Origin of the sequence: Nocardia altamirensis NBRC 108246, from assembly GCF_001612685.1 — a bacterium.
In the GTDB taxonomy this organism is placed as follows: Bacteria; Actinomycetota; Actinomycetes; order Mycobacteriales; family Mycobacteriaceae; genus Nocardia; species Nocardia altamirensis.
Genome location: NZ_BDAY01000083.1, coordinates 1 through 24571 on the forward strand (window position 1 = coordinate 1; position 24571 = coordinate 24571).

General features: G+C 65.5%; 25 protein-coding genes and 1 pseudogene. 7 read left to right on the top strand and 19 right to left on the bottom strand.

Going from position 1 to position 24571, the window contains the following annotated elements; translation table 11 throughout:
- On the bottom strand, positions 1–469 hold a 469-nt coding region (locus NA11_RS34780), incomplete at its 3' end, for an AraC family ligand binding domain-containing protein (protein ID WP_174567776.1).
- 64 nt (positions 470–533) lie between these two features.
- Here NA11_RS34780 and NA11_RS34785 point away from each other — a divergent pair.
- The 3 genes from NA11_RS34785 to NA11_RS34795 all read left to right on the top strand — a co-directional run bounded on the left by NA11_RS34785 (position 534) and on the right by NA11_RS34795 (position 3818).
- Positions 534–1445 carry a DMT family transporter gene (locus tag NA11_RS34785; protein ID WP_069166320.1) on the top strand — a complete coding sequence of 304 codons (912 nt, stop codon included), beginning with the start codon at positions 534–536 and terminating at the stop codon, positions 1443–1445.
- 136 nt (positions 1446–1581) lie between these two features.
- The gene (locus NA11_RS34790) at positions 1582–1827 is read left to right on the top strand and encodes a hypothetical protein (RefSeq protein ID WP_069166321.1); all 246 of its coding nucleotides are present in this window, start codon (positions 1582–1584) and stop codon (positions 1825–1827) included.
- A gap of 131 nt (positions 1828–1958) precedes the next feature.
- Positions 1959–3818: a lipase family protein gene (locus NA11_RS34795; protein ID WP_069166322.1), complete on the top strand. Its 1860-nt coding sequence runs from the start codon at positions 1959–1961 to the stop codon at positions 3816–3818.
- A 45-nt stretch (positions 3819–3863) separates the two neighbouring features.
- On the opposite strand, the gene NA11_RS34800 is transcribed toward NA11_RS34795, so the two are convergent.
- The 4 genes from NA11_RS34800 to NA11_RS34815 form a co-directional block, all read right to left on the bottom strand.
- The gene (locus NA11_RS34800) at positions 3864–4448 is read right to left on the bottom strand and encodes an NADPH-dependent FMN reductase (RefSeq protein WP_069166323.1); all 585 of its coding nucleotides are present in this window, start codon (positions 4446–4448) and stop codon (positions 3864–3866) included.
- Positions 4449–4523: 75 nt separating this feature from the next.
- Positions 4524–5633, bottom strand: coding sequence for a hypothetical protein (locus tag NA11_RS34805; RefSeq protein WP_069166324.1), 1110 nt, complete (start codon positions 5631–5633; stop codon positions 4524–4526).
- 53 nt (positions 5634–5686) lie between these two features.
- Entirely contained in the window at positions 5687–6022 is a 336-nt protein-coding gene (locus NA11_RS34810; protein WP_069166325.1) for a hypothetical protein, read from the bottom strand.
- A gap of 135 nt (positions 6023–6157) precedes the next feature.
- Positions 6158–7078: an endonuclease/exonuclease/phosphatase family protein gene (locus NA11_RS34815; protein WP_245746409.1), complete on the bottom strand. Its 921-nt coding sequence runs from the start codon at positions 7076–7078 to the stop codon at positions 6158–6160.
- A 198-nt stretch (positions 7079–7276) separates the two neighbouring features.
- Between NA11_RS34815 and NA11_RS34820 the strand changes: the two genes are divergently transcribed.
- On the top strand, positions 7277–7717 hold the full coding sequence (locus tag NA11_RS34820) for a nitroreductase family deazaflavin-dependent oxidoreductase (RefSeq protein ID WP_069166326.1): 441 nt from the start codon (positions 7277–7279) through the stop codon (positions 7715–7717).
- 14 nt (positions 7718–7731) lie between these two features.
- On the opposite strand, the gene NA11_RS34825 is transcribed toward NA11_RS34820, so the two are convergent.
- The 4 genes from NA11_RS34825 to NA11_RS34840 form a co-directional block, all read right to left on the bottom strand.
- Positions 7732–8376 carry an anthrone oxygenase family protein gene (locus NA11_RS34825; protein WP_245746411.1) on the bottom strand — a complete coding sequence of 215 codons (645 nt, stop codon included), beginning with the start codon at positions 8374–8376 and terminating at the stop codon, positions 7732–7734.
- A gap of 59 nt (positions 8377–8435) precedes the next feature.
- A complete protein-coding gene (locus tag NA11_RS34830) occupies positions 8436–9035 on the bottom strand; it encodes a TetR/AcrR family transcriptional regulator (RefSeq protein WP_218023436.1) in 600 nt (199 codons plus the stop codon).
- Between the two features lie 224 nt (positions 9036–9259).
- Positions 9260–9658, bottom strand: a complete 399-nt coding sequence (locus NA11_RS34835) for a PPOX class F420-dependent oxidoreductase (RefSeq protein WP_069166328.1) — start codon at positions 9656–9658, stop codon at positions 9260–9262.
- 86 nt (positions 9659–9744) lie between these two features.
- Positions 9745–10314 carry a DUF1772 domain-containing protein gene (locus NA11_RS34840; RefSeq protein ID WP_245746412.1) on the bottom strand — a complete coding sequence of 190 codons (570 nt, stop codon included), beginning with the start codon at positions 10312–10314 and terminating at the stop codon, positions 9745–9747.
- A gap of 252 nt (positions 10315–10566) precedes the next feature.
- Here NA11_RS34840 and NA11_RS46855 point away from each other — a divergent pair.
- The 3 genes and pseudogenes from NA11_RS46855 to NA11_RS34850 form a co-directional block, all read left to right on the top strand.
- Positions 10567–10659: pseudogene (locus NA11_RS46855) on the top strand (epoxide hydrolase family protein); the annotation flags it as partial.
- A 130-nt stretch (positions 10660–10789) separates the two neighbouring features.
- Positions 10790–11533 (top strand): alpha/beta fold hydrolase, encoded by a 744-nt coding sequence (locus NA11_RS34845; RefSeq protein WP_245746413.1) that lies wholly within the window; start codon positions 10790–10792, stop codon positions 11531–11533.
- A gap of 116 nt (positions 11534–11649) precedes the next feature.
- Complete coding sequence (locus NA11_RS34850) at positions 11650–13086, top strand: recombinase family protein (protein WP_069166330.1); 1437 nt, start codon at positions 11650–11652, stop codon at positions 13084–13086.
- 102 nt (positions 13087–13188) lie between these two features.
- On the opposite strand, the gene NA11_RS45175 is transcribed toward NA11_RS34850, so the two are convergent.
- From NA11_RS45175 to NA11_RS34900, 10 genes are all read right to left on the bottom strand, one after another.
- Positions 13189–14076 (bottom strand): hypothetical protein, encoded by an 888-nt coding sequence (locus NA11_RS45175; protein ID WP_141718016.1) that lies wholly within the window; start codon positions 14074–14076, stop codon positions 13189–13191.
- Positions 14077–14795: 719 nt separating this feature from the next.
- The gene (locus NA11_RS34860; RefSeq protein ID WP_084655311.1) at positions 14796–15410 is read right to left on the bottom strand and encodes a P-loop nucleotide/nucleoside kinase family protein; all 615 of its coding nucleotides are present in this window, start codon (positions 15408–15410) and stop codon (positions 14796–14798) included.
- Positions 15411–16667: 1257 nt separating this feature from the next.
- Positions 16668–17117, bottom strand: coding sequence for a hypothetical protein (locus NA11_RS34865; protein WP_141718018.1), 450 nt, complete (start codon positions 17115–17117; stop codon positions 16668–16670).
- 196 nt (positions 17118–17313) lie between these two features.
- Positions 17314–18099 (bottom strand): DUF2637 domain-containing protein, encoded by a 786-nt coding sequence (locus NA11_RS34870; protein WP_069166334.1) that lies wholly within the window; start codon positions 18097–18099, stop codon positions 17314–17316.
- Positions 18096–18512, bottom strand: coding sequence for a hypothetical protein (locus NA11_RS34875; RefSeq protein WP_069166335.1), 417 nt, complete (start codon positions 18510–18512; stop codon positions 18096–18098). Before NA11_RS34875 ends, NA11_RS34870 begins: the two co-directional genes overlap by 4 nt.
- Positions 18509–20332 (bottom strand): hypothetical protein, encoded by a 1824-nt coding sequence (locus NA11_RS34880; protein WP_069166336.1) that lies wholly within the window; start codon positions 20330–20332, stop codon positions 18509–18511. Before NA11_RS34880 ends, NA11_RS34875 begins: the two co-directional genes overlap by 4 nt.
- Complete coding sequence (locus tag NA11_RS34885; RefSeq protein WP_069166337.1) at positions 20329–21333, bottom strand: hypothetical protein; 1005 nt, start codon at positions 21331–21333, stop codon at positions 20329–20331. Before NA11_RS34885 ends, NA11_RS34880 begins: the two co-directional genes overlap by 4 nt.
- Before the next feature lie 2 nt (positions 21334–21335).
- Positions 21336–21941, bottom strand: coding sequence for a hypothetical protein (locus NA11_RS34890; protein ID WP_069166338.1), 606 nt, complete (start codon positions 21939–21941; stop codon positions 21336–21338).
- Between the two features lie 18 nt (positions 21942–21959).
- Positions 21960–22466: a hypothetical protein gene (locus NA11_RS34895; protein ID WP_069166339.1), complete on the bottom strand. Its 507-nt coding sequence runs from the start codon at positions 22464–22466 to the stop codon at positions 21960–21962.
- A 29-nt stretch (positions 22467–22495) separates the two neighbouring features.
- Positions 22496–24571 carry a type IV secretory system conjugative DNA transfer family protein gene (locus tag NA11_RS34900; protein WP_141718019.1) on the bottom strand — a complete coding sequence of 692 codons (2076 nt, stop codon included), beginning with the start codon at positions 24569–24571 and terminating at the stop codon, positions 22496–22498.

The window sequence follows — 24571 nt, forward strand, 5'->3', positions numbered from 1 at the left end:
CACCGCGGCGCACCATGGCGGCGACGGTTGCCGCCAGCGCCTCGTCGGCGGCCAGCTCGGTGCCTGGGCCGATCAGCGTGGCGTACAGCCTGCGCACCGCCGAGGACAACAGCGGATCGGGCAGGACAGGATCGGTGAACAGCGGCAGGCCGGTCGGCCTGCCCGACTGATCGGACAGCACCTCGGTGACCAGCTCGGCGCCGAGATGCACGATCGAATACGTGAAGCCGAGTTCGGTCGCGGCGTGGCCGTCGTGCGGCTCGTCCGGGTTGAACGCCATCACCATGCCCGCCGCGCTGACCCGCGACGCACCCCGGCAATCGAAGCCCTGCGCGCCGAATTCGGTGAGGCCGAACGAGTACGTCTCGTGGCTGTGCAGATGGTAGGCATGCCGCTCGAAGTGCGCGTGCATCACTTCGACCGGGCGGTGCGGCATCCGCCGGTACGTCACCCATTCGCCCTCGGCCACCGATCCATTCTCCCCGCACCAGCGTTCAATACCGCACAGGGGTGTCGGAGCCAGGATCATCGACATGCGTATCCGTTTGTTGCTTGTGCTGGTCATGGCGTTGTGGGGCAGCGCGTTCGCCTCTTCGAAGCTCGCCGTCGGCGACGTGCCGCACGAGGTCGCCGGGTTTCTCCGGTTCCTGATCGGCGCCCTCGTCCTGCTCGTCGTGCTGCGGCCGCGCCGGGTGGGGCTGAAGGACGCGGCCCACATCGCCGGGATCGGACTGATCGGGGTCTTCGGCTACAACGTCCTGTTCTTCCTCGGCCTGTCCCTGGCGCCCGCCGCGGACGGGAGCGTCATCGTGCCGATGTCGAGCCCGGTCATCACCGTCGCGATCCTGGCCGCGCTCGGCCGCACCAGGCTGTCCGGCCCTAGGGCGCTCGGCCTGGCCGTCGCGGTGGCAGGCGGTGTCGTGTTCTTCGTCGGTATTCCGTCGTCCGACAACGGGAATCGGCTGCTCGGCGACCTCGTCTTCCTCGGCGCCGCCGCCTGCTGGTCCGGATACACCCTGCTCGGGGCGCCGGTACTCGCCCGGTTCTCCGCGCCGACCGTGACGCTCTATGCGACCGCCGCAGGCACGATCGCGCTCGGCGTGCTCGCCGCACCCGCGCTGCCGGACGTGGCGTGGTCCACCCTCGGCATCGAATTCTGGTGCAACCAGCTGTATCTCGGCATCCTGCCGACCGCGCTGGCGTATGTCCTCTACTACCGCGCCGTCGGCCAGGTCGGTCCCGCCACCGCGGCCACCGCCATGTTCCTGGTGCCGGCCTTCGGATTGGGCTGCGCCTGGTTGTTGCTCGGCGAAACGATCGAGCCGGTGCAGATCGCCGGTGCGGCACTGATGTTCGTCGGCGCCTGGCTGAACACGCGCAAGGAGACACTCGCCGAACCTGCCGTCGCCGTAGAAGCTGTCGAGTTGCCGAGCAGGGCAACATAATCCGCAATCTGCTCATCGAGAACGCGGTACCGCGCTAGGCTTTCCGGCTGGGTCGGTACAACGACCGGGAGGCGTTCTCATTCATACGAAACAACCTGCGTGGTGGGACAACTATCTAGTCGCCCTGCTCGGACTGGTGCTCGCGGCCGGATTCGCGTTCGCCGCGATGGGCGCGGCCTCGGCAGGCGCCTATCCGCTGGCGATTGCGCTGGCAGTGCTGGCAGTGCCGTTCGCCATCCCCACCATCATCCAAGTTCTCGGTGAGCTACTCATCTACCTGCTGATCCCGGTCGCCCTCGCCGGCTTTCTGCTGTTTCTCCCTGTGCTCGCGGTGAGCCCGTCGGCCAGGCAGTGGGCCATGCGGCGGTGGCGTAACCGCTGACCACGGGATTCGTGGCCCGACGAAGATCACATCGACCGCGGCCGTGCCGTCCGTAGAGTTGTCGGCAACGAGCTGTTTGCTGTGATGGTGAAGCGGAGGCCGCGGCATGCCCGCGGCAGCTAGGCGGAGTCGTGAGTGAACCGAGGACACAGCGCGGCAGCAATGCCCGAACCTGGGACGCGCGCGGGATCGCGTGGTTGGCGCCCGGTGTCGCCGTCGTGGTGGCGGGTGGGCTGCTGTTCTCGCCCTTCGGTGTCTCGCTGGTCGCGGGGCGGGTGGTTGTCGCCGTCGCGATGCTGATGCTCGCAACGTCGGCGGCGGTGCGCTGGTGGTTCGCGGAGCGGTCGGCGAAGACGGGTCCGTCCGCAGACGATGTCGGACCTGCCGAGCCCGAGTCCGGTCCGCACACACGGCGGTTGCTGAGTGTCGAGGCCGTGCTTGCCGCGGGGTTGGCTGTGGTCGGTCTTGCCGCGCTGACGATGCCGGTTTCCGTGGCGCTGGTGTGGGTCGGCGCGACGTGGCTCGCCGTCGGGATCTGCGGCCTGCTGGCGGGGACGCGTCGCGACGACGTGCTGGTGGCGTCCGCGCCGCTGGCGGGCTGGCAGGTGCTTGCCGGGGTGATCCTCGCGACGCTGCCGTTCCGGACCGGACTGGATTTCACCGCGTACACGATCATCGCGCTGCTTGGCACCGGTGCGGCGATGATCGTGCGCGGGCTTCGGCTCACCGCGCCGCTGCCACGGGCCAGTGCGCTGCGGTGGTGGCGGCCGGCGGCGGCGACCGTCCAGTTGATCGTGCTCGCAGTGACGGCGGGCTGGTACGGGACCGTCGTCGCGCAGGCCGTCGACCACGATGCGGAGCAGCAGCGTCTGGACGCCTTTTATACTGTGCCGCAAGGCATTTCACCTGCCGCACCGGGGACGATCATCCGCACGTCGCCCATGTCGCTGCCCGGCGTGCACGGCAGCGGGCAGCGCATCCTGTACTGGTCGCAGGACGGGCGTGGTGCGCCAACGGTGTCGTCCGGGATGATCTGGACCCCGCCGGGCCCGGGCACCAACCGGCCGATCCTGAACTTCGCACACGGCACCGTCGGCCTCGGCGCCGACTGCGCACCGAGCCGGATATCGCGGGTCGCCGACTCGATGCCGTGGCTCAACGACGCACTCGGGCGCGGCTGGGTGGTCGCCGCGACCGACTATGCCGGTGCGGCCGGTACCGGCGATGGCGAGCACTATCTGGTCACCGCCGATCAGGGCCGCGACACGCTCAATGCCGCGCGCGCCGCGCGCACGTTGCCCGGCACCGGTGCAGGCACCGACATGGTGATCTACGGCGTCTCCCAGGGCGGGCTCATCTCGCTGGCGGCCGCGGCACAGTCGCCGACCTACACGCCTGAGCTTCATCTGGTTGCCGATGCCGCGAATGCCCCGGCCTCCGACGTCGCGGGCATTCTGCGCGAGCTCCCGCCACAACTTCTCAAAGGCTGGGCGGTCGCGCCGTTCCTCACCACCGAGTACTCGAATGTCTACCCCGAGCTCGACCTCAATGCCCTGATCACCCCCGCCGCCGCACTACGCAATCGAGAAATGGCCGAGGCCGCCTGCGCCGCAACACCTCCCGCTGCCATGGTGCCCCGGCTGATCGCCGCGCAGGGCATGGGCGATTACTTCAAGGGCGACCCGCTCGGCGACCCAGGATGGCGGCGAGCCTTCGAAGCGAATCGGGCTCCGGACATGCCGCCCGGTATTCCCGTCTATCTCGCGCACGGACTCGACGACCAGCTCGTCCCGCCGAAACTCACTGCGGACCTTATCGATCGATACTGCGCTGCGGGGACCCCGGTGACTGCCCAGTGGAATCCCGGCGTCGGCCATGACGACAAGAACGAGCAGGTCACCTCACCGCGGGTGCTGCAGTGGTTCGCCGACCATCTCGCCAACGCCCCGACACCGAGTAGCTGCGGGCAACCAATCCCTGTTGCCCACTAGCGATCTCGTACCATCCGAGGATTGACGCCTCGAGTCTCGGCCCTGTCAGCCGGTGTAGGGACGCGCGGCTCGGGCCGTACGGAGGGCCGACCCCCACCAGACGAGTTGGTTGAGGAGTTGTTCGGCCGCAGCCGCGGGGGCGGCGGGCTCGGTGGGTTTGCCTGTGGGGTCGAAGAGTTGGGCGGCGCCGTGGAAGCTCACGGTCTCGCGCACGGTGACGGCGTGCAATTCGGCGAACACGTGGCGGAGGTGCTCCACAGCACGTAGGCCGCCCGAAACCCCGCCGTAGGAAACGAATCCGATCGGCTTGGCCTGCCACTGGGTGAAATGCCAATCGATCGCGTTCTTCAACGGCGCCGGGTAGCTGTGGTTGTATTCGGGCGTCACCACAACGAACGCGTCGGCGGCGGCCAGCCGGGCGCCGAGGGTGTCCAGCACCCGTGCCGCCTCCGGCTCGATCTCGTGCGACATCTGCTCGGGCAGCCGGTCCTCGGCGAGGTCGATGAGGTCGGCAGCGACGTCGCCGCGCCGGTCGACGTGGTCGACGAACCATTTGGCCACGGTCGGACCGAAGCGGCCCGCCCTGGTGCTGCCGACGATTACCGCGAGCTGTACCGGGTTCTCGGTCATGACAATTCCTTTCGACGCTTACGGGTGTGCAGAGTAAGCGTCGGACCTCAACAAAGGTTGAAGTCAAATCGGCGGCTAGTCCTCCTGGCCTGGGACCCACCCGCGACCGACCCCGAAGGGCGTGCCGCCGAGCCGACCGCGCTCGACTTCGACCGCGGGCCGCTGCCGATAGTCAGCCGCGAGGAGGGGTTCGACCGGTCGCCCCTCGTGCACCGCCAAACAAGGCGCGACGAATGCGCAGGCTGTGCAGTGCGCCGGAGTCGGGTTCGGATAGACGCGGACGTCGAGACTGATCATGTCCAGCATTTCGGCAGCCAATTGTGCACCGGCCAAACGTATCTCGGCCGCATCCCGCCTGATGACGGTGCGCCGCAGCCCGTCCCCCTCGGTCTGGTCGATCCGTTCGGTGCTTTCCGCAGGCCTGCCACGCACGAAGGCGCGGCGCGGCGACGAAACACCGCGCCCGCCTCCGCTCGGCTCGTGCTGCGGGATGCCGCCGCGGCGCCGCTCGGCCTGCCGCATCGGCACCCCGCTCGTAGTGGCGGAAAGCTCGTTGTAGATCGTCCCCGCGACCTCCATGCCGTCATAGAACCGACTCCACGCCCAGCACGCGGTGACCGAATCCTCTTCCAGCAGTAGCTGTTCCGTCGGCGGGAACGGTTCATCGAGAACGCGGTGCCTGACGATCCAGTAGCGGTCGTGCGCATCGATCGCGAGCAGATCGATGCGCCCGGTGTAGTGGATCCCGCCACCGCCAGGACCGACCGGCCCGTGCTCGGGAGCGGCCGGATCCGGCACGATCGCGTCGAAGTCGGTTTCCACCCGGATCGGCGAGAAGCGATCGACCGTCGGCGCCCAGCCGAAGTAGCGCTCAACGACCAGATGGGCACGGTCGCAGATCGCCTGCCACTCGGCGTCGCCGCACCGGTCAAGGCCGATCGCCGCCCGCTGACGGCCGAGCGAATCCTCGAGTGCCTTGTCGACCAGCGGCAACACGATCGTCGACGCCCAGTCCCACATCCCGGGGAAGTAGTAGACGGCCAGGGCATCTCGCACCGCACGATCGAGATCGAAGGTCGCAGGCCGGCGCGGACCGAGGCTGCGGCGTATCGCCGCGGCGAAATCCCATTGCCGACGGCACCGCTTGAACGCGGCCCGGTCCGCGGCGCTGACCCGGTACTCCACCCTCGAATTTTACGGATCTACCACCGGTTTCGCGGCCGAACAAACGGTGTCTCTCACGCGTACCGATACCGCACGATCGACACCACCGATTCCACCACCCGGTCGGTTTCGCGCCTGCTGTCCGCGAACAGCAGCCTGCCCGTCCTGCTGCAGTATTCGGCCTCTACGGCATCGAATTTGGCCTTCACCCGCGACCGGCATTTTCGAATAAGGCGTTCGACATCGCCGCCCAATTCGCCGTATCGCGCTGCGGCGAAGGTAATTCCGGATGCGCACGCCTCGAAGCGCTCCGCATTGTCGAATTCACCTTTGGCCGCCGCCCAGGAATAGTGATCGATGGTGTCGAGGAGTTCGCGCTTGGCCTTCCTCAGCTCTCCGGTCTCGAACACGACGGCCTCTTTTCACTGTCCGACAGCCCTGTTCGCTCAGTTTCCCAGCACCGCCGCCCCAGCGTCTGTCCTCCGAACGCCGTACACGGGTCTACGGATCCCCTTCACTGCCAGCCGGATTCGGCTGAAATCGTCCTACGGCAGCACCAGCACCGCGCGCACCGGACGGTGATCCGAGCCGCGCAGGTCGAGAACCTGCACATCCCGGACGCCGATCCGGCGGTCCGCCAGCACCCGATCCAGCGTCACCGGCGGAATCCGGTCTCCGTCATAGGGTCCCCAGGTGCCGACGAGTCCCTTTCCCACCACCTGCGCCGCATCGCGGTAGCCGGAGTCGACCAGGGCGCGCATCACGGAATGATCGATGGTGGCATTGAAGTCGCCCGCGAGAATCCGCAGCGGCCCGTCGGGCGTCGCGCCGAGCTGGCGACGAAAGCTTTCCCGCCACGGTTCGACCGCCGCCCTGCTCGACGGCGCCGCCGGATGCGCCGACTCGACGGACACGCCGCGCTCCGGAATCTCCGCGATCGCCTGCATGAATCCCCATGGATTGCGCCGCACCCCTGCGTCGCGCAACGGCAACCGCGAGAAGACGCCGGACCCACCGACACCCGGCGCCGGATAGACCACCCGGTGCGGGAAGTACTTGCCGAACGACTCCGCAAATTCCGGCGTCAACTCTTGCACCGCAACAACATCTACGTCAGTGGCGAGCCGCGCCAACTCGGCCACATCGGCCTTGCCCATCAGCACATTCGCCGACATGACCCGCAGCTCTTCACCTTTGGCGCCATTCAGCGGATCACCATCCGAAATCGCGCGCGGTACAACGCAGGCCGCGAGCACGATCGTGACGAGCCCGGCAGCGACCGCTGCATACCGTTGCCGCAACAGCACATTCAATACCACCGGCACCACAGAGATCGCCGCAATCTGCGGCGTGAACGCGATCAACTGCACCATCGGATACCAGGTATCCAGCCCAGCCACCCGCACCACTGCCCACACCACACCCGGCACCACAGCCAGCCACGCCACCACCGATTTCCACCGCACCGCCGCAGCGTAGCCGCACCCACCCACCAGAAATGTGCCCATTCCGTGCAGATCTGTCGCCGATTCCGTGCACGTCGCGCCCCGGCCGATCACACCGATCAGGAATCGAGAAGCGCTGGTCAGGGCGTCGTGGCTAGCGTTGAGCTCCGGACGAGCCGACCTGGGCTCGGGATGCTCAAATGAACTGGAGGTACCGAAATGGCGCAGCGCAAGCAAGGCGGGGCGTTCTCGCTGTGGTTTCAGCGGAAGATGAACGTCCGGACGATCAAGCGGATTCGCCGCAAGGGCGACACCTTCATGGGGATGGACATGCTGATCCTGCACACGGTCGGTCGTAAGACCGGCCAGCAGCGGGAGGCGCCGCTGTCGTGGTTCTCCGACGGCGAAGACGGTCGTCTTCTGGTCGCCTCAGGCGGCGGCAGTTTGCACCCGGACTGGTACGTCAACCTGACGGCGCACCCCGATCAGGTGTCGATCGAAACGCACGGCACCGGCACCGTGCCGGTGACACCGCACCGGCTCGACGGCCCCGACCGCGAGCTGGCATGGCAGCGCATCACCACCGCCCAACCGCGCTACGCGAAATACCAGCGCAAGGCCGACAAGGTCTACCCGGTAATCCGCCTCACCCCGCAGTAGCGGTTGCCTTGTGGTCAGCTCGATCGCACTGAATGGCGAAGCGCGGCAATGAATCCCACGGCAGCGGCAACCGACGTGAGCACTCGGGCGTGGTTCCACCAGACCCACTGGGTGAACAGGTCGTCCCATCGCGCCGCCGAGTCGGCCGCGGACGGAACGAGCGCGTCCACCTTCGCACTGACCGGAACGTTCGCCCCGCCGGTGATGAGCACCACGGCGAGCAGGAACGCGGCCACCGCAGCAAGGATCAACGGCGACGACCACCTGTCCCACTTCATGACGGCTCGCACCATCACAACGACACACAGCGCCGCAGTGCCGAACATCAGCAGCATCAACGGCGGCGTGACCGCAGTTCGGTTGAAGGCCTGCATCGCCTCGATCCCCTGCGCTGCAGGCAATTCCCGCAACCCGGGCATGATGACGAAGGAGAAGTCGAAGAAGACGCCAGCGGTGAGCGCGGTAGTGATAGCGGCCGCCGCGACCAGCAAGCGGTCGAGACCCCTTCCCCCACTGGCCTTATGGACCGGCGCGGCGGACGAACCCCACCCGGTCACGATGAACACATCCCGCAGGTAAACCCTGTTGTAGTCATAGACCAAGCACATCAGCCGCCCGTCGAGCGAACCATAGCTGAAACGCGCAGAGCCATACGACATCGTCTCGAGCCGAGGTTTCGGGATCCCGCTAGCCGACACACGCCGAGTCGACGGCGCCCCTACCGGTCCTGTTCGATTCCGAGCGCGAGTTCCAACTGACGGGCCCACCAGCGCACCGCGGTAGCCGAGTCGTCTGCCGCGGTGCCGGTAAGGCCTGCGCTGCGCCGAAAGTCGCTGCCGTACTGTGCCTCCGTGGCCATCGCTTGATGCAGCGCCGCCACCGCGAGCCGCGTGTCGTCGACCGAACTGCCTTCCGGCCGAAGCCGATGCAGCGCTTCGACCACCGGATCGAGCATGCCGCTGCCGGGGTCTCGCCATCCCGCCGCATGCATCGCCACCGCAAGCTCGCCGTACCCGCGCCGATACAACTCTTCGAGCGACTCGACGAGCTCGAGCAGATCCGCGCCACGCGCCAGCCACGCCGCGAGCACCTCCCGCAGCGCAGTGCGAAGCTGGCGCCCGCCGTGCCGGAGCAACTCGGTGAGCAACTTCTCCCGATTACCGAAATGATGGGTTACCCCGGCATCGGTCATCCCGACCCGCGCCGCCACCGCCCGCACCTGCACCGCGGCGACCCCACTCTCGGCGAGCAACTCGGCCGCCGCATCAAGAATCAACCGGCGAGCCTCATCCGGCGACCTGCGCACTCTGGAAGTCACCACACCACCTTACCTTGACATGCCAAGGTCACCCTCGTAACGTACCTTGGTGTCCCAAGGTAGATCCCCTCCAGTCATGGAGGATCCACCTACCGCCCCAATTCGCCACTGCCACAACCAAAACCGGTCACCCACCGGATGGCGGTGGGTGACCGGCTCACTACGTGGAGGGGAGAGCCGGTCACCCGCCCCCATGCGGGTAGTCCGGCGCAACGGACGCGCGACTACTCGGCGCTGCGGCTGGCGAAGTCGAAGGATCCGCCGTCGATACCCCAGGAAATGACCCGTTCGGGGCGAATACGGATCACTGCGCGTTCTTGCGGAGGGAACGGCGGCTCCTGGTCATCGAGCGCCTCGGCCGTGCCGCGGATCTCGATGCCGCGAATCACGTAGGGCTCCAACGAAACCTGCTGGTCGATGACGAACGACACCCGGCTGCCCGCCTCGACATTGCGATACTTTCGGCTGGCACGCATCCGCATGCCCCCGATGTCGATCGTGCCGTCCGCATTCACCCGATAGCTGGTCGGGTTGTTCTGCACAACGCCGTCGGGCGATACCGTTGCCAGCCGACCGATTCCGGCCTCGGCGAGGAACTGCTGTTCATTGCTGGTGAAGGTCATGTCACTCCTCAGTGCATTCGATATCGGATGTGCACCCGGCGATCAGCCGGAAGTTGTTGCGCCGAACGCGTATCCGCGCTCTGCGATCAGAACAGGATCAGCGCGGCACACAGACCAGCAATCGCAATGAACTGCAGGGCGACCCGATACTTCAGAATGCTGTCCCACTTGTCCTGCAGCGCACGGGCATTGGCCGGGATGATGCCGCTCTGCGCAGCAGCAGTCTGCTGAGCATTGATCGGCTTGGCGATGCGTACGTAGAACGCGAGCCAGGTCAGCAACGCCGCCACTGCGATCCCCGCCGCGATTGCGGCACCGATCTGCCCGGCCAACAACGCGATCAGCAGCGTGAGCACCGCCGCAACCACACCGCCCGCACCGACAACCGGCATGCGCTTGTCGCCGAAATAGTGCCCCCATCCCGCGCTGATGGTCACGGTCGCATCATCGAGCTTGCGGTACACGGACCGGGTGATCACGGCGCACGAGACATCGGTGCCATAGACAACGGCATTAGCCAGAACGGCGACGGCGGCAATGATCTGGCCGGTGAGAACGAGCATTTCGACTTCCCTCTTCCTAGAATCTAGCATCGCTAGAAGATGAAGCAACGATAGCATCGCCTCGCTAGCCTGTCTAGCGTTGCTAGATTTCATATCACCTCCACACGCTCGCGCTCAGATCAGCAAGCCGCACATCCCCTTCCGGCCGAGTTCCCGGTATGTGGGATCGACGGGATGGTTGCGTGCCGAGTGGGAACTGGTGGCGGGAGCCTCTCGGCCGATGCCGCCACCAGTTCCCAGTGATCAACCGACCAACTCCAGAACGGTCATTGCCGGACGTTGGTCGGTGTCGCATGACACTCTTGCTCCGACCGGACTAGGACAATTTCCGACCTACGGGTTCGATTGGCGCGCCAACGAAGCCGAGTTGAACCGCTACCGCAGTTCGTCACCGAGATCGACGGGCAAGTCATCCATTTCCTGCACCTGCGCTCACCCGAACCGGCGGCAACCCCGCTGCTGCTCAACCACAGTTACCCGACCTCGTTCATGGAGTTTCTGCAAGCCAGCGGCCCGCTGACCGATCCACGTTCGAACGGCGGCGACCCCGGTCGACGCCTTCCATCTCGTGATTCCGTCACTGCCCGGCTTCGCCTTCTCCAGCCCGCTGTCGGCACGCGGATGGAATCTGGAACGCACCGCCCTGGCGTTCGGGGAGCTGATGACCCAGCTCGGATACCAACGGTTCGGGGTCGAAGGCGGCGACCTCGGTGCAGGCGTCACCGCGCGAGTCGCAGCACTGATGCCGGAACGGGTGATCGGCGCGCACACGCACGGCGACCGCCTCCAGCTGGGCATGGTCGGCGAGAACTTTCCCACTCCCGACGGCCTGAACCCGGACGAACAGAAGCAACTCGAAGAAGCACAACACGATTGGGCCCGGATGAAGGGCTACCGCGTGCTGCATTCGACCGAACCCAACGCCTTCTCAGCCGGACTCGCCGATTCCCCGATCCTGCAACTGGCCTGGATCGCCGAAAAGCTGCACGAGTGGGCCAACCCGGCCACACCGATCAGCCGTAAGAACGTCCTGATCACCGCGAGCCTGTACTGGTTCACCCGCACCGGCCCCGCGGCAGCCGACTTCTACTGGGAACTCGCCAACGCCCCCGACACCAGCTGGGACACGAAATCGCCAGTACCCCAAGGCGCTTCACTGTTCTACAGCAACCCACTGGTCCGCAAGGCTCTCGGCCCCACCGACAACACATTCTTCCGCGAGCACACCGCCGGCGGCCATTTCCCCGCCTTCGAAGTCCCCGACCTATTCGTCGACGACATCCGCGCCTTCTTCCGCGACCTCCGCAACTAACGCCGCCCCGCCCGGATCACCGGGCCGAGGCTCAATCAGTCTGTGCGCGTTGTGCTTCGACGGCGGGGTCAGACGTTGAAACGGAATTCGACCAAGTCACGTACTAGAATAACCTTATGCCCCTGACTCCTGTCCGCGCGGTCATCTATCTGCGGGTGAGCCTCGATCGGTCGGGCGAAGGCCTGGCGGTTGAGCGCCAGCGCGAGGACTGCGAACGCATCGTCGAAACCCGCGGCTGGACGCTCATCGAAATCTACGCCGAGGACCCGATCTCCGCGTTCAATGCGAGTAAGTCGCGACCCGCCTACGACCGCATGGTGGAGGACTACCGCAGTGGTCGGTTCAACGCGCTGGTGACCTGGGACCTGGACCGGTTGACTCGGCAGCCTCGGCAGCTCGAGGACTGGATCGATGCTGCGGAGAGCCAGGGGCTGCGACTGGTGACGGCCAACGGCGAAGCCGACCTGCAGACAGATGGCGGGCGAATGTATGCCCGCATCAAAGCGGCCGTCGCACGTGCCGAGATGGAACGCAAGGGCGCTCGCCAGAGTCGAGCTCAGCGGCAACGAGCAGAGAAAGGCCGGCCGCCGCGCGGAGTCCGGGCTACTGGATACACACTCGACGGCGAAGTGATCCCTGCCGAGGCTGACGCCGTCCGTGCAATTTTCGATGCTTTCGCCATGGGATCGTCACTGCGCGCAATCGCGGGAGCCCTGTCGGGCGAAGACCCCACTATTCGGGCGCCGGGTGACCGGACGCAGGTACGTCGGCTTCCGAGATCGGTTCCAGTTCTGCCTTCTCGCACGGGCCGGCCATGGAGCCCCAGCTCTGTCCTCGACATTCTGCGAAATCCACGCTACGCGGGATGGAGCATGCTCGATCGCAAGATTGTCCGTGACGCAGTCGGTGCTCCTATCCGCGGTCAATGGGAACCAATCGTTCGCGATAGCGTGTGGCTGGAAGTGCAACGGCGACTTGATGACCCGAATCGCAAGTCCAATCGCGTTGGGACCGAACGCCGCCACCTCGGTTCGGGGCTCTACCTGTGCGGGCTCTGCGGCGCTCGCGTAAAGGCGCACGGACCGAGATACCGTTGCGCTGGCCACATCATGCGATCGCGAGAACAGATTGACGGCTTGGTGCTGAAGTTCGTCCTTCGCCGCCTCGCCCAACCAGACCTGGCCGACCTCCTGAGCATGCCTGATGACGATCGGATCTCGTCGCTGCTCGATCGGCAACAGATCGAGCGTGACCGAATCGAGCGTGCGCGAACAGATTACAAAAGCAACCTGATTGACGGCGGCCTGTACGCAGAGATCAAGAACGAGGCAGAAGCCGAGATATCCCGGCTCGACGCCGAACGACTCGGTTTGACGGCAGGGTCAGCAGCGTCAGCCATCTTGTCGGCCGCTTCTCCTGTCGACGCTTTCGAGGAAGCAGATCTCGCGGCACAGCGCGCAACCATCGATCTGCTGTGCGAGGTTCGATTGCATCCAGCGCAACGTGGACGGAAAGGGCTCGACCCCAACACAGTGGAGATCACTCCCACGTGATGACGCGACCAGATCCGACGCGGGAAGCATTTACGGCTAGCGTCCCGACTCTCGTACAGGTTTCGCAGCGACGCTTCGTTGCTCGGCCTTTCGGCGGCACGCTCACCGCCGCCGATGATAAGGTCCCCGTCCAAGAATGCGGTGGCTTTTCATCTTCTTCTTTGCCCTTGTACTCATCACCGTAAGCCCCACGCCAACAAAGCCCGAGATCAAGTAAACTACGAGCACCACACTGAAGGGCTTGCTTGCTCCGGGGCCACTATTTTCTTGAGCTGCCACTACCCTCTCCTGAGCCGTCTTCAAATCGCTTCTATAGCTGGGTATTGAACTGTCAGAATTCAGCACCAACTCAAACTCTCTTTGCGCGCCCCGGCGCGCATCGGAGTCATCTCCGCTTTCAATCGCCGCGACAACAACCATGCCCATAAGCGCTGCGACCATTACAGCCAAACAAGCGGTAGAACCTAATCTCAGTTGACGCGAACGCTTCTGCAAGCGATTCTCGAGCTCATCACCGCTCAATACATCAGTCTCGATCAATCTATTCTTTTCAAACGAGACCTCCGGCATACCGTCAACCAGCACATTTATAACATAAGAACTACCCCTGACCAACAAAGTGGGCGCCACAAGAACACGACTAGGATCAAGCTCAACATCCAGAGATTCGCTATCGGTGTGGAGCAGCGCAACTATCTTGGTTTTCAGATCGACCGCCAAAGGCTTATCGCCGTCAAAGTCCTTACTGCTGACGTCACGCTTTCCAGAATTAACAAGCTGAATTGTCACAATATAGGGATCGACAACGGTAATTTGATCATATTGCACAGAGATTTTTTCGGGCAGAGCGTACATTTTCTCTGCTACAAGCTTTGAGGAATCCACCTCTATGGCCAGCCGTTTTCGTTCCTTATTGTATCTAAAGAAGTAGTATGCAGCCAGCAGCCCAAGGATACCTACAGCTGGACCAATCAACGTAAACAAGTTCACTCGCGCATTCTCTCGTTCCGCGTCACGCAGCAGTATCGTCCAATCGGCATACAGGCCGCCGCCTCTGCCGGGTCAAACGGTCCCAGGTCCCACACCATCAGCACGTTGAATCGTCCGGCGCGTGCCCTTAGCCCCTGGTCATTCCGTGTTGCCGCCTTCGGCTACTCATTCAGTGGTCGGCCGCGACGTCAGCCACAGTGGCCTGCCGAGTCAGCGCGAACTTGTTGACCAGGATCGGTGCAGCCAGCGGACAGAGGGACTGGGGATCGGTGCGCGGCCCGGTCCAAATGTCCGCGTCGGAGGTTGGGCGCGTACGGTGGCGCCGCTGCGGCCTTCTGGTGGTGTCGCGGTATGACGAGCGGCCTGCAGCGCCGGACCGACATACAACCGAAGGTCACCACCGTCGCTGCAGGCTTCCTCGCCGCACTGCTTTCTTGCCCGAAGTTGGTTGCGGTGCCGCTCGGCTATCGGGAGTTGCCTTGTTCGACAGCGTCACGCCGTCACCTGTGCCCTCGGCGCTCCGGTCGTCTCGCGGCATCGTCCATCTGGTGCCGGCTGCGGCTCCTGCCGATGCCTTCAAGGAAGCAAACCTGGGGGCTCCGCGCGCAGCCATCGACCTGCTCTGCGAAGTCCGACTACATCCCGCGCTCCGCGGGCGAAAAGGGCTCGACCCTAGGACGGTAGAGATCACTGAAGTGACAAGCCAATCAGGGAGGGGTTCAGTTCGAAACGAGGTAGTCGGTGACAGCTGGCCCGAGACGCGAGAGGTCAGAATCGAGCACCGCATTGCGATAGGTATGCCAATCCGACAGCTTCGGCTGATCGCGGTCCGCACCGCGGAGTGACATACGAGCACGGATCTGACTCGGCGCCGCATCGAGCCAGATCGCACAGATAGGCACGGTTGGCGCCCCAGCGATCGATCGAATGTGCTCAGCCAGCGATACCCCACGACTGGCGGCGGCGCGAACATAGCCAAGGAACGGGGCATCGATAATCACCGGCCAATGCTCAGCCACGGTTGCCGCATGCCGTACAAGCGCGGCATACAAATGTGGCGACACCACTGTGCGATAGATATCGCTATCGCGGTCGTGCGGGTCCCCGGTGAGTTGAGACATCACGGACTCCTCGAGCTGAGGTGCAAACGTGTCCTTGTCCAGCACCACCGGATCGAGCAGTCCCGAGAGCAACCGTGTCGCCGTCGTCTTCCCCGAGGCTGGAAACCCGCACACCACTACGACCCCTGCCGCGTTCGATGTGCCGATGCTCAGCAACGACGATGCGGCAGCCGGTGAGAGCGCAAGCGACTGCGAAAGATTCACCGATTCCATCACCTGACCATGATGCTCACAAAATCGGCGCGATCCGGACGCTTTCGGAGATCGAACAGCTCTCGTGCATCAAGACGCTGGAATCAGACGCACACCGCAGAGCAGGCCAATCAGCGCATACTGCCCCGTTACCGATGGCCACGAGGAACCGTACGCAGCGAGCTCAGCCATGCGTACATATCAATTCACGCCTCTACCAGCAGGTTCACCGCGTCGGAGTGGCGGCCTTTTCGCCGCGAATTCGCTACCGGCTATCGACGACTATCCCAAATCCAGTGTGCAACTAGGCAGTTACGTTGCAGCGAGATTGCTAACGCTCGTCTGAGGTTTGCCCCTGGTGTGGGTCGGTCTGCACCATGGGCGGGCAGGCACCGCCTGCCCAATTAAGGCCTGCCTTTTCCGCGTAGAGGCTCGCGGGTCAAGGGTGGCCCGAAGGGTCATCGCCGGAGGCGACGCGTAGCGCCCTTGAGGCGTGAGGGGCGCGGGAACACAATGCAGGCCGACCCACACCAGGGGCACGCGGCCGGAGGCCGCGCAGTTCTTCCGCGAGCCGGGCTCGCGCACCATCACGGCTGTCCGCCACCGCACGTCACCGGCCACCTGACCATAGCCGCGTGCAGTAGACCGCAGCCCAAGCACCTGACATGACCACAGGCACCGTCTCCCAACGCAACCCACTCGCAAACTTTCCGATGCCCACCCAACGTAACCACTTCTTTTTCTCTCAACCACCACCCCACCCATCCCTTTATTTGATCTTTGATTTCTGATTGCTTCCCACCCCCACCCAGTACGACATCTCGTTGACCACGAAGTGGGTGATGAGATGTCGTACTGGGTGGGGGTGGGAAGTGAGCAGAAATCTCGCTCTAACCCCCAGGTCACGGGATGGGTGGGGTGGTGGTTGAGAGCGCGAATGACTAGCACACGCGTGTGCTAGTCATTCGCTAGCCAGTCGCGCGTTTTTCGTGCCTTCCGTACTCAGCAAGATCGACATCACGGCGAGCCGGAGCCACGGCGGAAACGCCCTTCCTCGGCCGGACAGTGTGAGTCCGGTGCGGTGGTTGTTCAAGGGCGCTCCTGCGTCGCGTCGGCTGCGCCGATGGCCTGGCGGCCACCCTTGAGCAACCGCCGCGCCGGACTCGTTTTACCTACGGAGGAAGGGCCAGGGGAAGATTCGGGGTGGATGGCCGTCCGGCTGTGGACACGAGAAAGCCCGGCCGAAGTCTCGACCGGGCGGCTCGTTTGGCGGGGGTTCTATTCGGTGGGCGGGATGTAGGTCACCAGTTCGTAGACGCGGCCGTAGCCGCCCCCCTCGACCGGGCCGACGTAGACCAGTTGATCGAGGCGACCACCGATGGCGAATCCGCCGGCGCGGGCCCGCCGTACGGCCGCGGCGATGGCGCGCTGCATGTCGCGATCGAGGGTGATCGAGCGCAGGCCTTCGTCGTCGGTGTCGGCCCGCTCGCTGGTTTCCAGGATCAACGCCGAGTCGATGACCGGGTCTCCGGCTTGGGCGACGGTCGGTTTGCGGTTGACCCAATACAGCGGCTGTCCCTGGCTGTTGTGGCGGTGGCGCCGGAGCACGGCGACGATCTCGCCGGAGACCGTGGTGTTCGGTTCGACATCGCGGCCGAACGGGTTGCGGGCGCCTTGGCTCATCAGCTCGGCGTTGATCTGGTCCAGATCGGTCAGGGTGTTGGTCATGAGGTTTCCTTCGTGGTTGAGGTGGTGAAAGGGATTGCGGGGCAGGCTCACTGCCTGCCCTCGAAGGGCTGCGCCCGTGTGGCGGGTAGAGGCTCGCGGGTCCAGGGTGGCCGTTAGGTCATCGCCTTCGGCGACGCTTGCGCCCTTGACGCGGGAGGGACCGCCGCACACCCTCCCGCACCACCGGGGTTATCGGTCAGCGAATCAGGCTCAGTACCTCCCCGCGGTCGTCTTCTGCATCGGGGTGCTGCTTGGCGGCGGTGACGATCTGGCCGACCCGTGACGGCGAGATCCCGTAGACAGCGGCGAGTTTGCGCATCGATTCCCCGCCGATGTGACGGCGCACGATCTCGGTGTCACGCTCGGCGAGCGAGTCGGTGTCTATCTCCTCGACGGTCACTGTCGAGTCGCTGTCCAGGGCTGCACGTTCGTTGTCCACTCCTGGACGGTCGGTGTCCAGTCGAGTCGCTTCGGCGTACACCGGTGTCCAGCCGGGCATCTCGGCTGGTTCTGGGTTGCGCGGAACCTCGATCAATGCGGTCAGGCCGTGTGTGGCGGCGAGTCCGAACAGTGGTGCAGCTCCCGCGACGCATGCCGCGATCGTCGCGGGCAGGATGCGCTGCCCGGATTCGGCTGCGTGTAAGCCGTTTCCGACGACCGAGACGAGTTCAGCGGCGAACAACTCGCCCCAGAAGAACCAGCGAGTCGCTACCGGAATCGAGACGCCCTGACGGGCGCGGCGCTGCAACGAAACCAGTGCGACGACGGACTGGACGATCGCGCCGTCAACGAAAATCGGACCCGCCCACGCTAGACGCTGCGTGATCCCGGCCATCACGCTCAGCTCGGTCAGCGCGGCGAACGACCACGTGAACGCACCCGCACCGATGACGATTGTCATCGCCAGCGCGGTCAGCTCGGCGATGTCCAGTCGCCCGTTCGACAGTGGCTGGACAGGGTGGACAGTGGTTGACGGGTTCATCGCTGCATTCCTCCTCGATCACTCGACGCGGTCCACGGGCTCCACGTCGCGGGGCGTACAAGGCGTTCCTGCTCGGCGTGCAGGGCGTGCCCGGCCAGCTGATCCAGCGCGTTGTCCAGGTCGCTGGCTAATTCCTGGTTGCGGGTTTCCAGTTGCGCGGCAGCGTGTTCGGCGGCGTCGCGTTCGGCGATCGCGGCGGCCAGCTGCTCCTCCAACTCGGCGCTGCGCTGGTTCGCCGCGATCAACCGCGCCGTGAGATCGGTGGCACCCGAACCGTCCGGCGACGGCCGGACCGCGACCGCGGGCTGCGGCGCCGCGGTGCAGGCCGTCCACTGAACGGGCCGCAACACGGTCGGTCCTGGTTCGGGTGTGGCTTGGGCGGGCATCGTCGTCTCGACGGCGGCGGCGCTCACCGGTCGATCCCGTCACGCTCGCAGCTGGCTTCGGGCGCGGTTACCGCGTTGCCAGGCCGATAGTCGGCCAACGGAGACGACGTACCCGACTGCTCGGCGGGCCCCGACTGTCGGTCGACCTCGGGCCGGTACCGGTAGCGGGCCTGCTCTTGCAAGGCGTCGCGATGCTCCTGCCGGTTCATCCAGTCTCGGACGTTGTCGCCAGTGAGCTCGACGCCACCGACGGCCAGCTCGTTAACCATGCGTGTGGCGTGCTCGCTGGTGTAGCCGTGGCCGGTGAACAACCAGTGCGCGTCCCCAGGCGTCATAGGTACTTGGCTCGGATCCTCGTAGACCGGCGGCAGATCCGGGTATCGGGATTGGGTCTCGCGCGAGTTCTCGTTGTCCTCGGCGCGGGTAACGTCGGTCATTGGTTCGGCTCCCTGCTGGCTGTAGGTGGTGTCGGACTGCTGGTGCATGCCGGGCGTTGGCGCGCCCGGCATGTCCGTGGAGGCTGCGGTTGCGCGGGCCCGAGCGAAGCTCGATGACGCCGGAATCAGTGGGCCTGCTTGAGATTCCGAGTCGTACAGCTCGGAATCCCAGGTGCCATTCCCGGTCAACTGACGAGCGTGCTGGTGGCTGTGCCGCTGCATCGAAGTCAGCCTGTATCCGTCGTCGGTGGCCTCAAGATCGATGTACCGCTGCATCTCTTCAGGCACCCGCGACCAGGCCCGTTTCGCCTCGAACAGATAGCTCCACGCCTCGCTGTAGTCATCGTTGCGATGGGCCCACCGCCCGTTGATATGGTCAGCCGCAGCGGACAGCTGGTGCGCGGTGTCGTCGGTATCGGCCCCCGCCGCTGCTCCACGCAGATCAAGCAGGCGGTCGAAGTCCGCGCGCATCAAGACCTCGTTCGGGTCCTGCACCCGTGCGACGTAGCGATTGATGTAGGTGTCTTCCGGCGCGGCGACTTCGGCCGCGATACGGTCGTCGACGCGGGTGGCATAGTGCGAGGTCAGCAGCCCAGCTTCGTCTCGCTCGATGCCGTGCTCGGCGATGTAGCGGGCTTGTTCCTCGCTGCGTATCTCGATTGGTGAGAGCATGTTGGCGCGCTGATGCAGGGCGAGGGTGTGCTCGGCGTCGGCACGGTTCTCACGCCACCGCTCCGTGGCGTCGGACAGGTACAACCATTCGTGAGTCCACTCGTTGTTCCCGCCCAGCCATGGCCCGGCGTATTCGGAGAAGTCGAGAGAATCAGCGGGGTCATAGTCTTCCGGCGCGTGGTTCACGCATGACTGGGCGTGCATGAAGTCCGCGCGCATCTGCTGCTCGGTCTCGGATTCGATCTGACGCGGATCGCCGGTCTGTCCGGCATCGTTGGTGGTCATCGGCTTGGTTCCTTCATGGTCGATGCCGGAGGTTGCTGGCCATCTGCCGAGGTCGGTCAGGTCGTATGCCTGCAGATGGCTGCGCCAGCTGATCGGATCCATGCCTCGCGGCGGCTCGTTCGGCATATCCGCGTACTCCGGCCCGGTCGGGTCCGCCAGCAGGTCTTCGGCGTCGATGCGCATCCGGTCCAGCTCGGCCCACCGGCCACCGACGAGCGGGTGAAATTGCCAGCGGGACTTGATCGTGCGGGCTTGGCTCCGCCACGCGACCGCTGAAGGGTGGTCACGCCACGGCGCGTCCTCGGCTTGCTCCCACCGTGCATACATGCGGGTGTAGACCGCCCGCCACATCGCCTCACGCGGGTCGGAAACCCGGGCGAGGTAGTAGGCGACAACATCGGCGTCTCGGGCCTGCGAGTCGGCCCAATTGACAAGCAGCTCTTTCGCGGTCATCGTTCGGCCCCGTCCCGCTGGGCGCCGTTGCGGGCTATCGCGTCGGCCAAGGCCTGCCCGGGCTGGGCATCGGCCAACGCCGAACGCGGCGCCGATTCGCCGGCCGATTCGGCGGTCTGGGCGTACGCCTGCTTGCGTGCCTGCTCGGCTTGGCGCTCCGGGCTGCCGTATCGCTGCTCGGGCGGAGTGCGCTCCGCGAGTTTGCGCACCGCCGCGTCCCGCTCGCCGAGCAGCTGCTCTCGTTCAGCGCGCAACGCGTTCAGCTGCCGAGTGAGCGTCACGTTCGCGTCGGCGAGTTCACCGTTGTGCTCGATCGACAGATTCAACCGGGTCTGCAACGAATCCTGCTCCGCGCGTATCGACTTGTGCTCGGTGCTCGTGCCGGACCGCGCCGGACGGCCGCTGCGATCCGGATCGCCGAACACAACGTGATCACGATGGGCGGTAGTGCTTAGCCGCTCGGTTCGCTCCGGTGTATGCGCTAGGTGCTCGGCGTCCTGGCGGGCGCGGGCCACCTGCGCCCGATAGCGCAGTGCTTCAATGCCTTTCACCTTTTGGGCGCGTTTGAACAGTTGGCCTGTTTCGAACTCCGGGAACGCGGTGGCCGCGTCCAGGCCATCGAGAGCGATTCCCTTCTCGACTTCGGTCAGGTGCGGGTTATCCAGCACCAGATCCCGCATGTGGGCCTGGTGCCGTGCCAGCACCTGCTGATCGCGGAAGCGGCGGGCGTGGTCGATGTTCGGGTTGTTCGCGCGTTGGGACACCGTCAGCGCGTGTACCCGGTACTTGTCGACGGCCTGTTCGGAGTAGGTGAGGTTGCGTTGCCGGGCGGCGTGCTGCTCGAGGGCTTCCTGGCGGGTGGCCAGGCTGATCTCACGGCGGGCCCGGCGGCGTTCCAGCCAGTTCGAGGCCTGCGCATAGCGGCGCATCGCGGTCTGCATCGAGGCGCTGAATTGCCTTGCCTGAGAGATGAGTTCGTCTTCGACACTGCGATCGGACATGTTCAATTTCCTTTCTCGGGGTTACTGAAATACGGATCTGCTGATTGCTGCGGCGTCGACGCCGCTGCGCGTCGGCGTGCATAGGCGGGCGTGTACCGCAAGATCAGGCGACCGAGCCGCGCGAGGTGCTGACGGGTGCGGCCCTCAACAGCCCACGCGATCGCGACCGGTGTTGGGACACCGAGTGTTTCGGCGATCCAACGCCACTGCGCGGTTTCATAGCTGGGGATATCGGCGAGATCGATGCCGAGTCCGTGCACCGCTGCCGTCGCGGTCAGGTCGCATTGCCCCCACCGCAGCGCCGCTGCAGGCAGCCGAGCGGGGAACAGATGCCAGCGGGCGGCGCGGGCGGCCTCGGCGTTCCAGCGCATCGATTCCTCGGCTTCGGCGGCGCGGATGTCGGAGGCGAAGTAGGTGCAGAAGTCAGCCCAGCCTTGCGGCCACAACCGCAGTGCACGAGCGACGACCTCGCGATCGGTCAGCGCTTCGATCTCCTCGTTGTGCTCGGGCTCCCAGAACTGGCTCGACTCGACACACGCGATCAGATATCCGCGGGCGGTCGCGACCTCCACAACGGTGAAGAACGCTGGATAATTGTTGGTGGACAACGGATTTCCTCCCCTGGGTTACGTGGATGTGGATTGCGAGCCGGTGCGCCGCGCTCCGTAACGACCGCGGCGTATCGCCAGGCGCGTCACCTGGTATCGGATCCAGCCAGCAGCGTCGGCGACGGCGTAGGCGAGCATGCGGACGGCTTCGACCGCACCGGGGCGCCCGGCGCAGTGCCACCACGCGAACGCGGCCAACGCGAGGACATACAGCGCCAGCGGGCCCGGCAGCGGCAACACCGCGACCGCGGTTGTCCCCGCCACGGTCGCCGCGACGGCTGGTCCCCAGATCCTGAGTCCGTCACGGGTCTTCGTGATCCGGGAGACGTGCGGGGAGACCGTGCGGCCAAGCGTGCCGCCGTCCGGAACGATCGGCACCAGCAGCTGGGCGGCGAGTTTCTCGGCGGCACTGCCTTCCATGTCGACACTCAGTGCGTCGAGTACCTGTTGTTCGCGGGCTTGCTCGGCGGCGCTGCGTCCGCCCAGTTCTTCGCCGTGCTCTTCGGGTTCGATCGGTGATGCCATGGTTGTAACTCCTTGTCGTATAAGCGGTTTCACGCCGGACGGCGCTTGGTCAGGTCGATCACCGGCGCCAGGCCGGTACCGTCGGACTCGGTGGGTGGGCTTGACATGGCGGCGATGCCGGGCAGCGGGCGCAGTCGTTTGAGCTCGCCGTCATCGAGCGGGCTCACCCGGCCCCAGCGGGCGCGACCTCCAGCGACTTGCACCACGTCGCCTTTTGCCATGGCGCGCAACCGGTTCGGCGGAATCAGGAACTGATCCGAGGATTGAATGTTGCCTTCGTCGCCGTCGCGATTGCCGCTGATCAACTTGCGTGACAGCTCGAACTTCGGGCGGGTGCCGTAGATCTTGGCCAGGGTCTCCGGGTCGGTGGAGCGGCCCAGTAGCGAACCGCCTGAGGCGGCCGCGACCAGCGCGGTGCGGTTGTCGTCGTCATGGCCGAGGCCTTGCCAGGACTGCGCGATCCACCACGATCCGATACCGGCCTTGCGGAGCCGCTCAACCCACTTCACCGCGCGGGTCTTGCCGTCGGAGACTGCCGAGAATTCGTCGACCACCATCAGGCTGGTGCGTCCGTGCTGTTTGTCGGCCAGCTGCTCGAACATCGTTCCCAGCGCACCGAATTGGGCGCGGGCACGGTCGGGGGTCTTCACGCCCTCCAGCACGATGTAGATGACGTCGAAGTCGGTCAGCTGTTTGTCGCCGTCGAACGCCGCGCCGAGCGAGCGGTACAGGTTGGCGAACTCTGCTCGCGCGGAGTTCATGACCGGCTGTTTGCCGTCGATGGTGGAGGCGATCTCCATGTCCACACCGAGCACGCCGGACCACGGCGTCACCCCGGCCTGCCCACCCCACAACCGCGAGAGCCGCTCCACGTCGAAGCGCGACAGGAACTCGATCCAGCTCCGCGGCGGGTTGTCCCCGATCGGGGTCGGAACACCGTTGATCAGTTCCACGCGTGCCGGGGCGTCCACGATGAGGTGGATGAGGTTCTCGCGGATCTCGTGGAAGTACTTCTCGGTGTCGGTAGTAGGGCTGCTGCCGCCCGAGACCATCGCCGACAGGATCGACCGAAGGTCATCGACGCTGGCATCCCACAATCCGAGCGACACATCATCGGGGAACACGCCGATCCGATCGGCGGGAACACCCAAGGCGCGGAACCATTTCCGCATCCCGGTAGCGACCTTGCGGGATTCCGGTCCGCCGTTGCAGTCGACCACGATCGCCAACGGGCGGCCGGGACGGTCCAGGCGCCACCACTGCCGATGACGCATCCAGGTCGCGACGAACCACGAGACCAGCACCCGACGCAGCAGCGTCGTCTTGCCCGATCCGCTGGACGCCACCGAGGTCATGTGCTCAGCGACGTTGATCCACGGAAGGATCAGCCGAGTCTCGGTGCGACCCAACAGCTGACGCAGCATCGACGACGGCGGCGCCTGATCGGTTTCGGTCGCGAGGCGCCCGATGACCAACTCAGGATTCAGGCCACCGGTCGTGAACGGCAACCGCCGGCGCGACAACCGGGCCGCGGCTCGCTGCTCGCGCTGGGCTTGGGCCCACAAGGCCCGCTCGGTGCGGGTCGGGGACTTCAGCCCGACGGTGGCCAGCTGGACGCGCCGGTTGGTGTGCAAGAGCGTCGCAGTCAGCCACGCCACTGGAATCAGCAGCGGCGCCATCCCCAAAAGACCACCGCCATACTGACCTGCGTTAAAATCGGTTGCCGCATGGGCGAAGTCGCGGCCCGGCGCGAACACGTCCCACGCCCACAGCGCCGCAGCTCCGGGCATCACCAGCACGCTTGCGATCAGCCAGTTCCGCAGCCGTTGCGGTTTCCAGCCCAGCATCCGTGCCGGAACCACGATCGCGGCCGCGCCGAGTAGCACCGTCACCAGCACCGCCGCACCGAGCAGCGCACCATGACCGACGCTGTCCCACGTCCACGCCGAGAAGTCCGGCAACCAGCCCAACGGGTCGTGCTCCAACCCGATCGGCGGCATCTTCGGCTCGATATGAATCGGCGGCGCAGGAGTCGTAGTAGGGGCGGCCGGAGTCGGCGCATACGGGGCGCAATCAGCCGGAGTGATGACAGGGGTGCAGGTCAT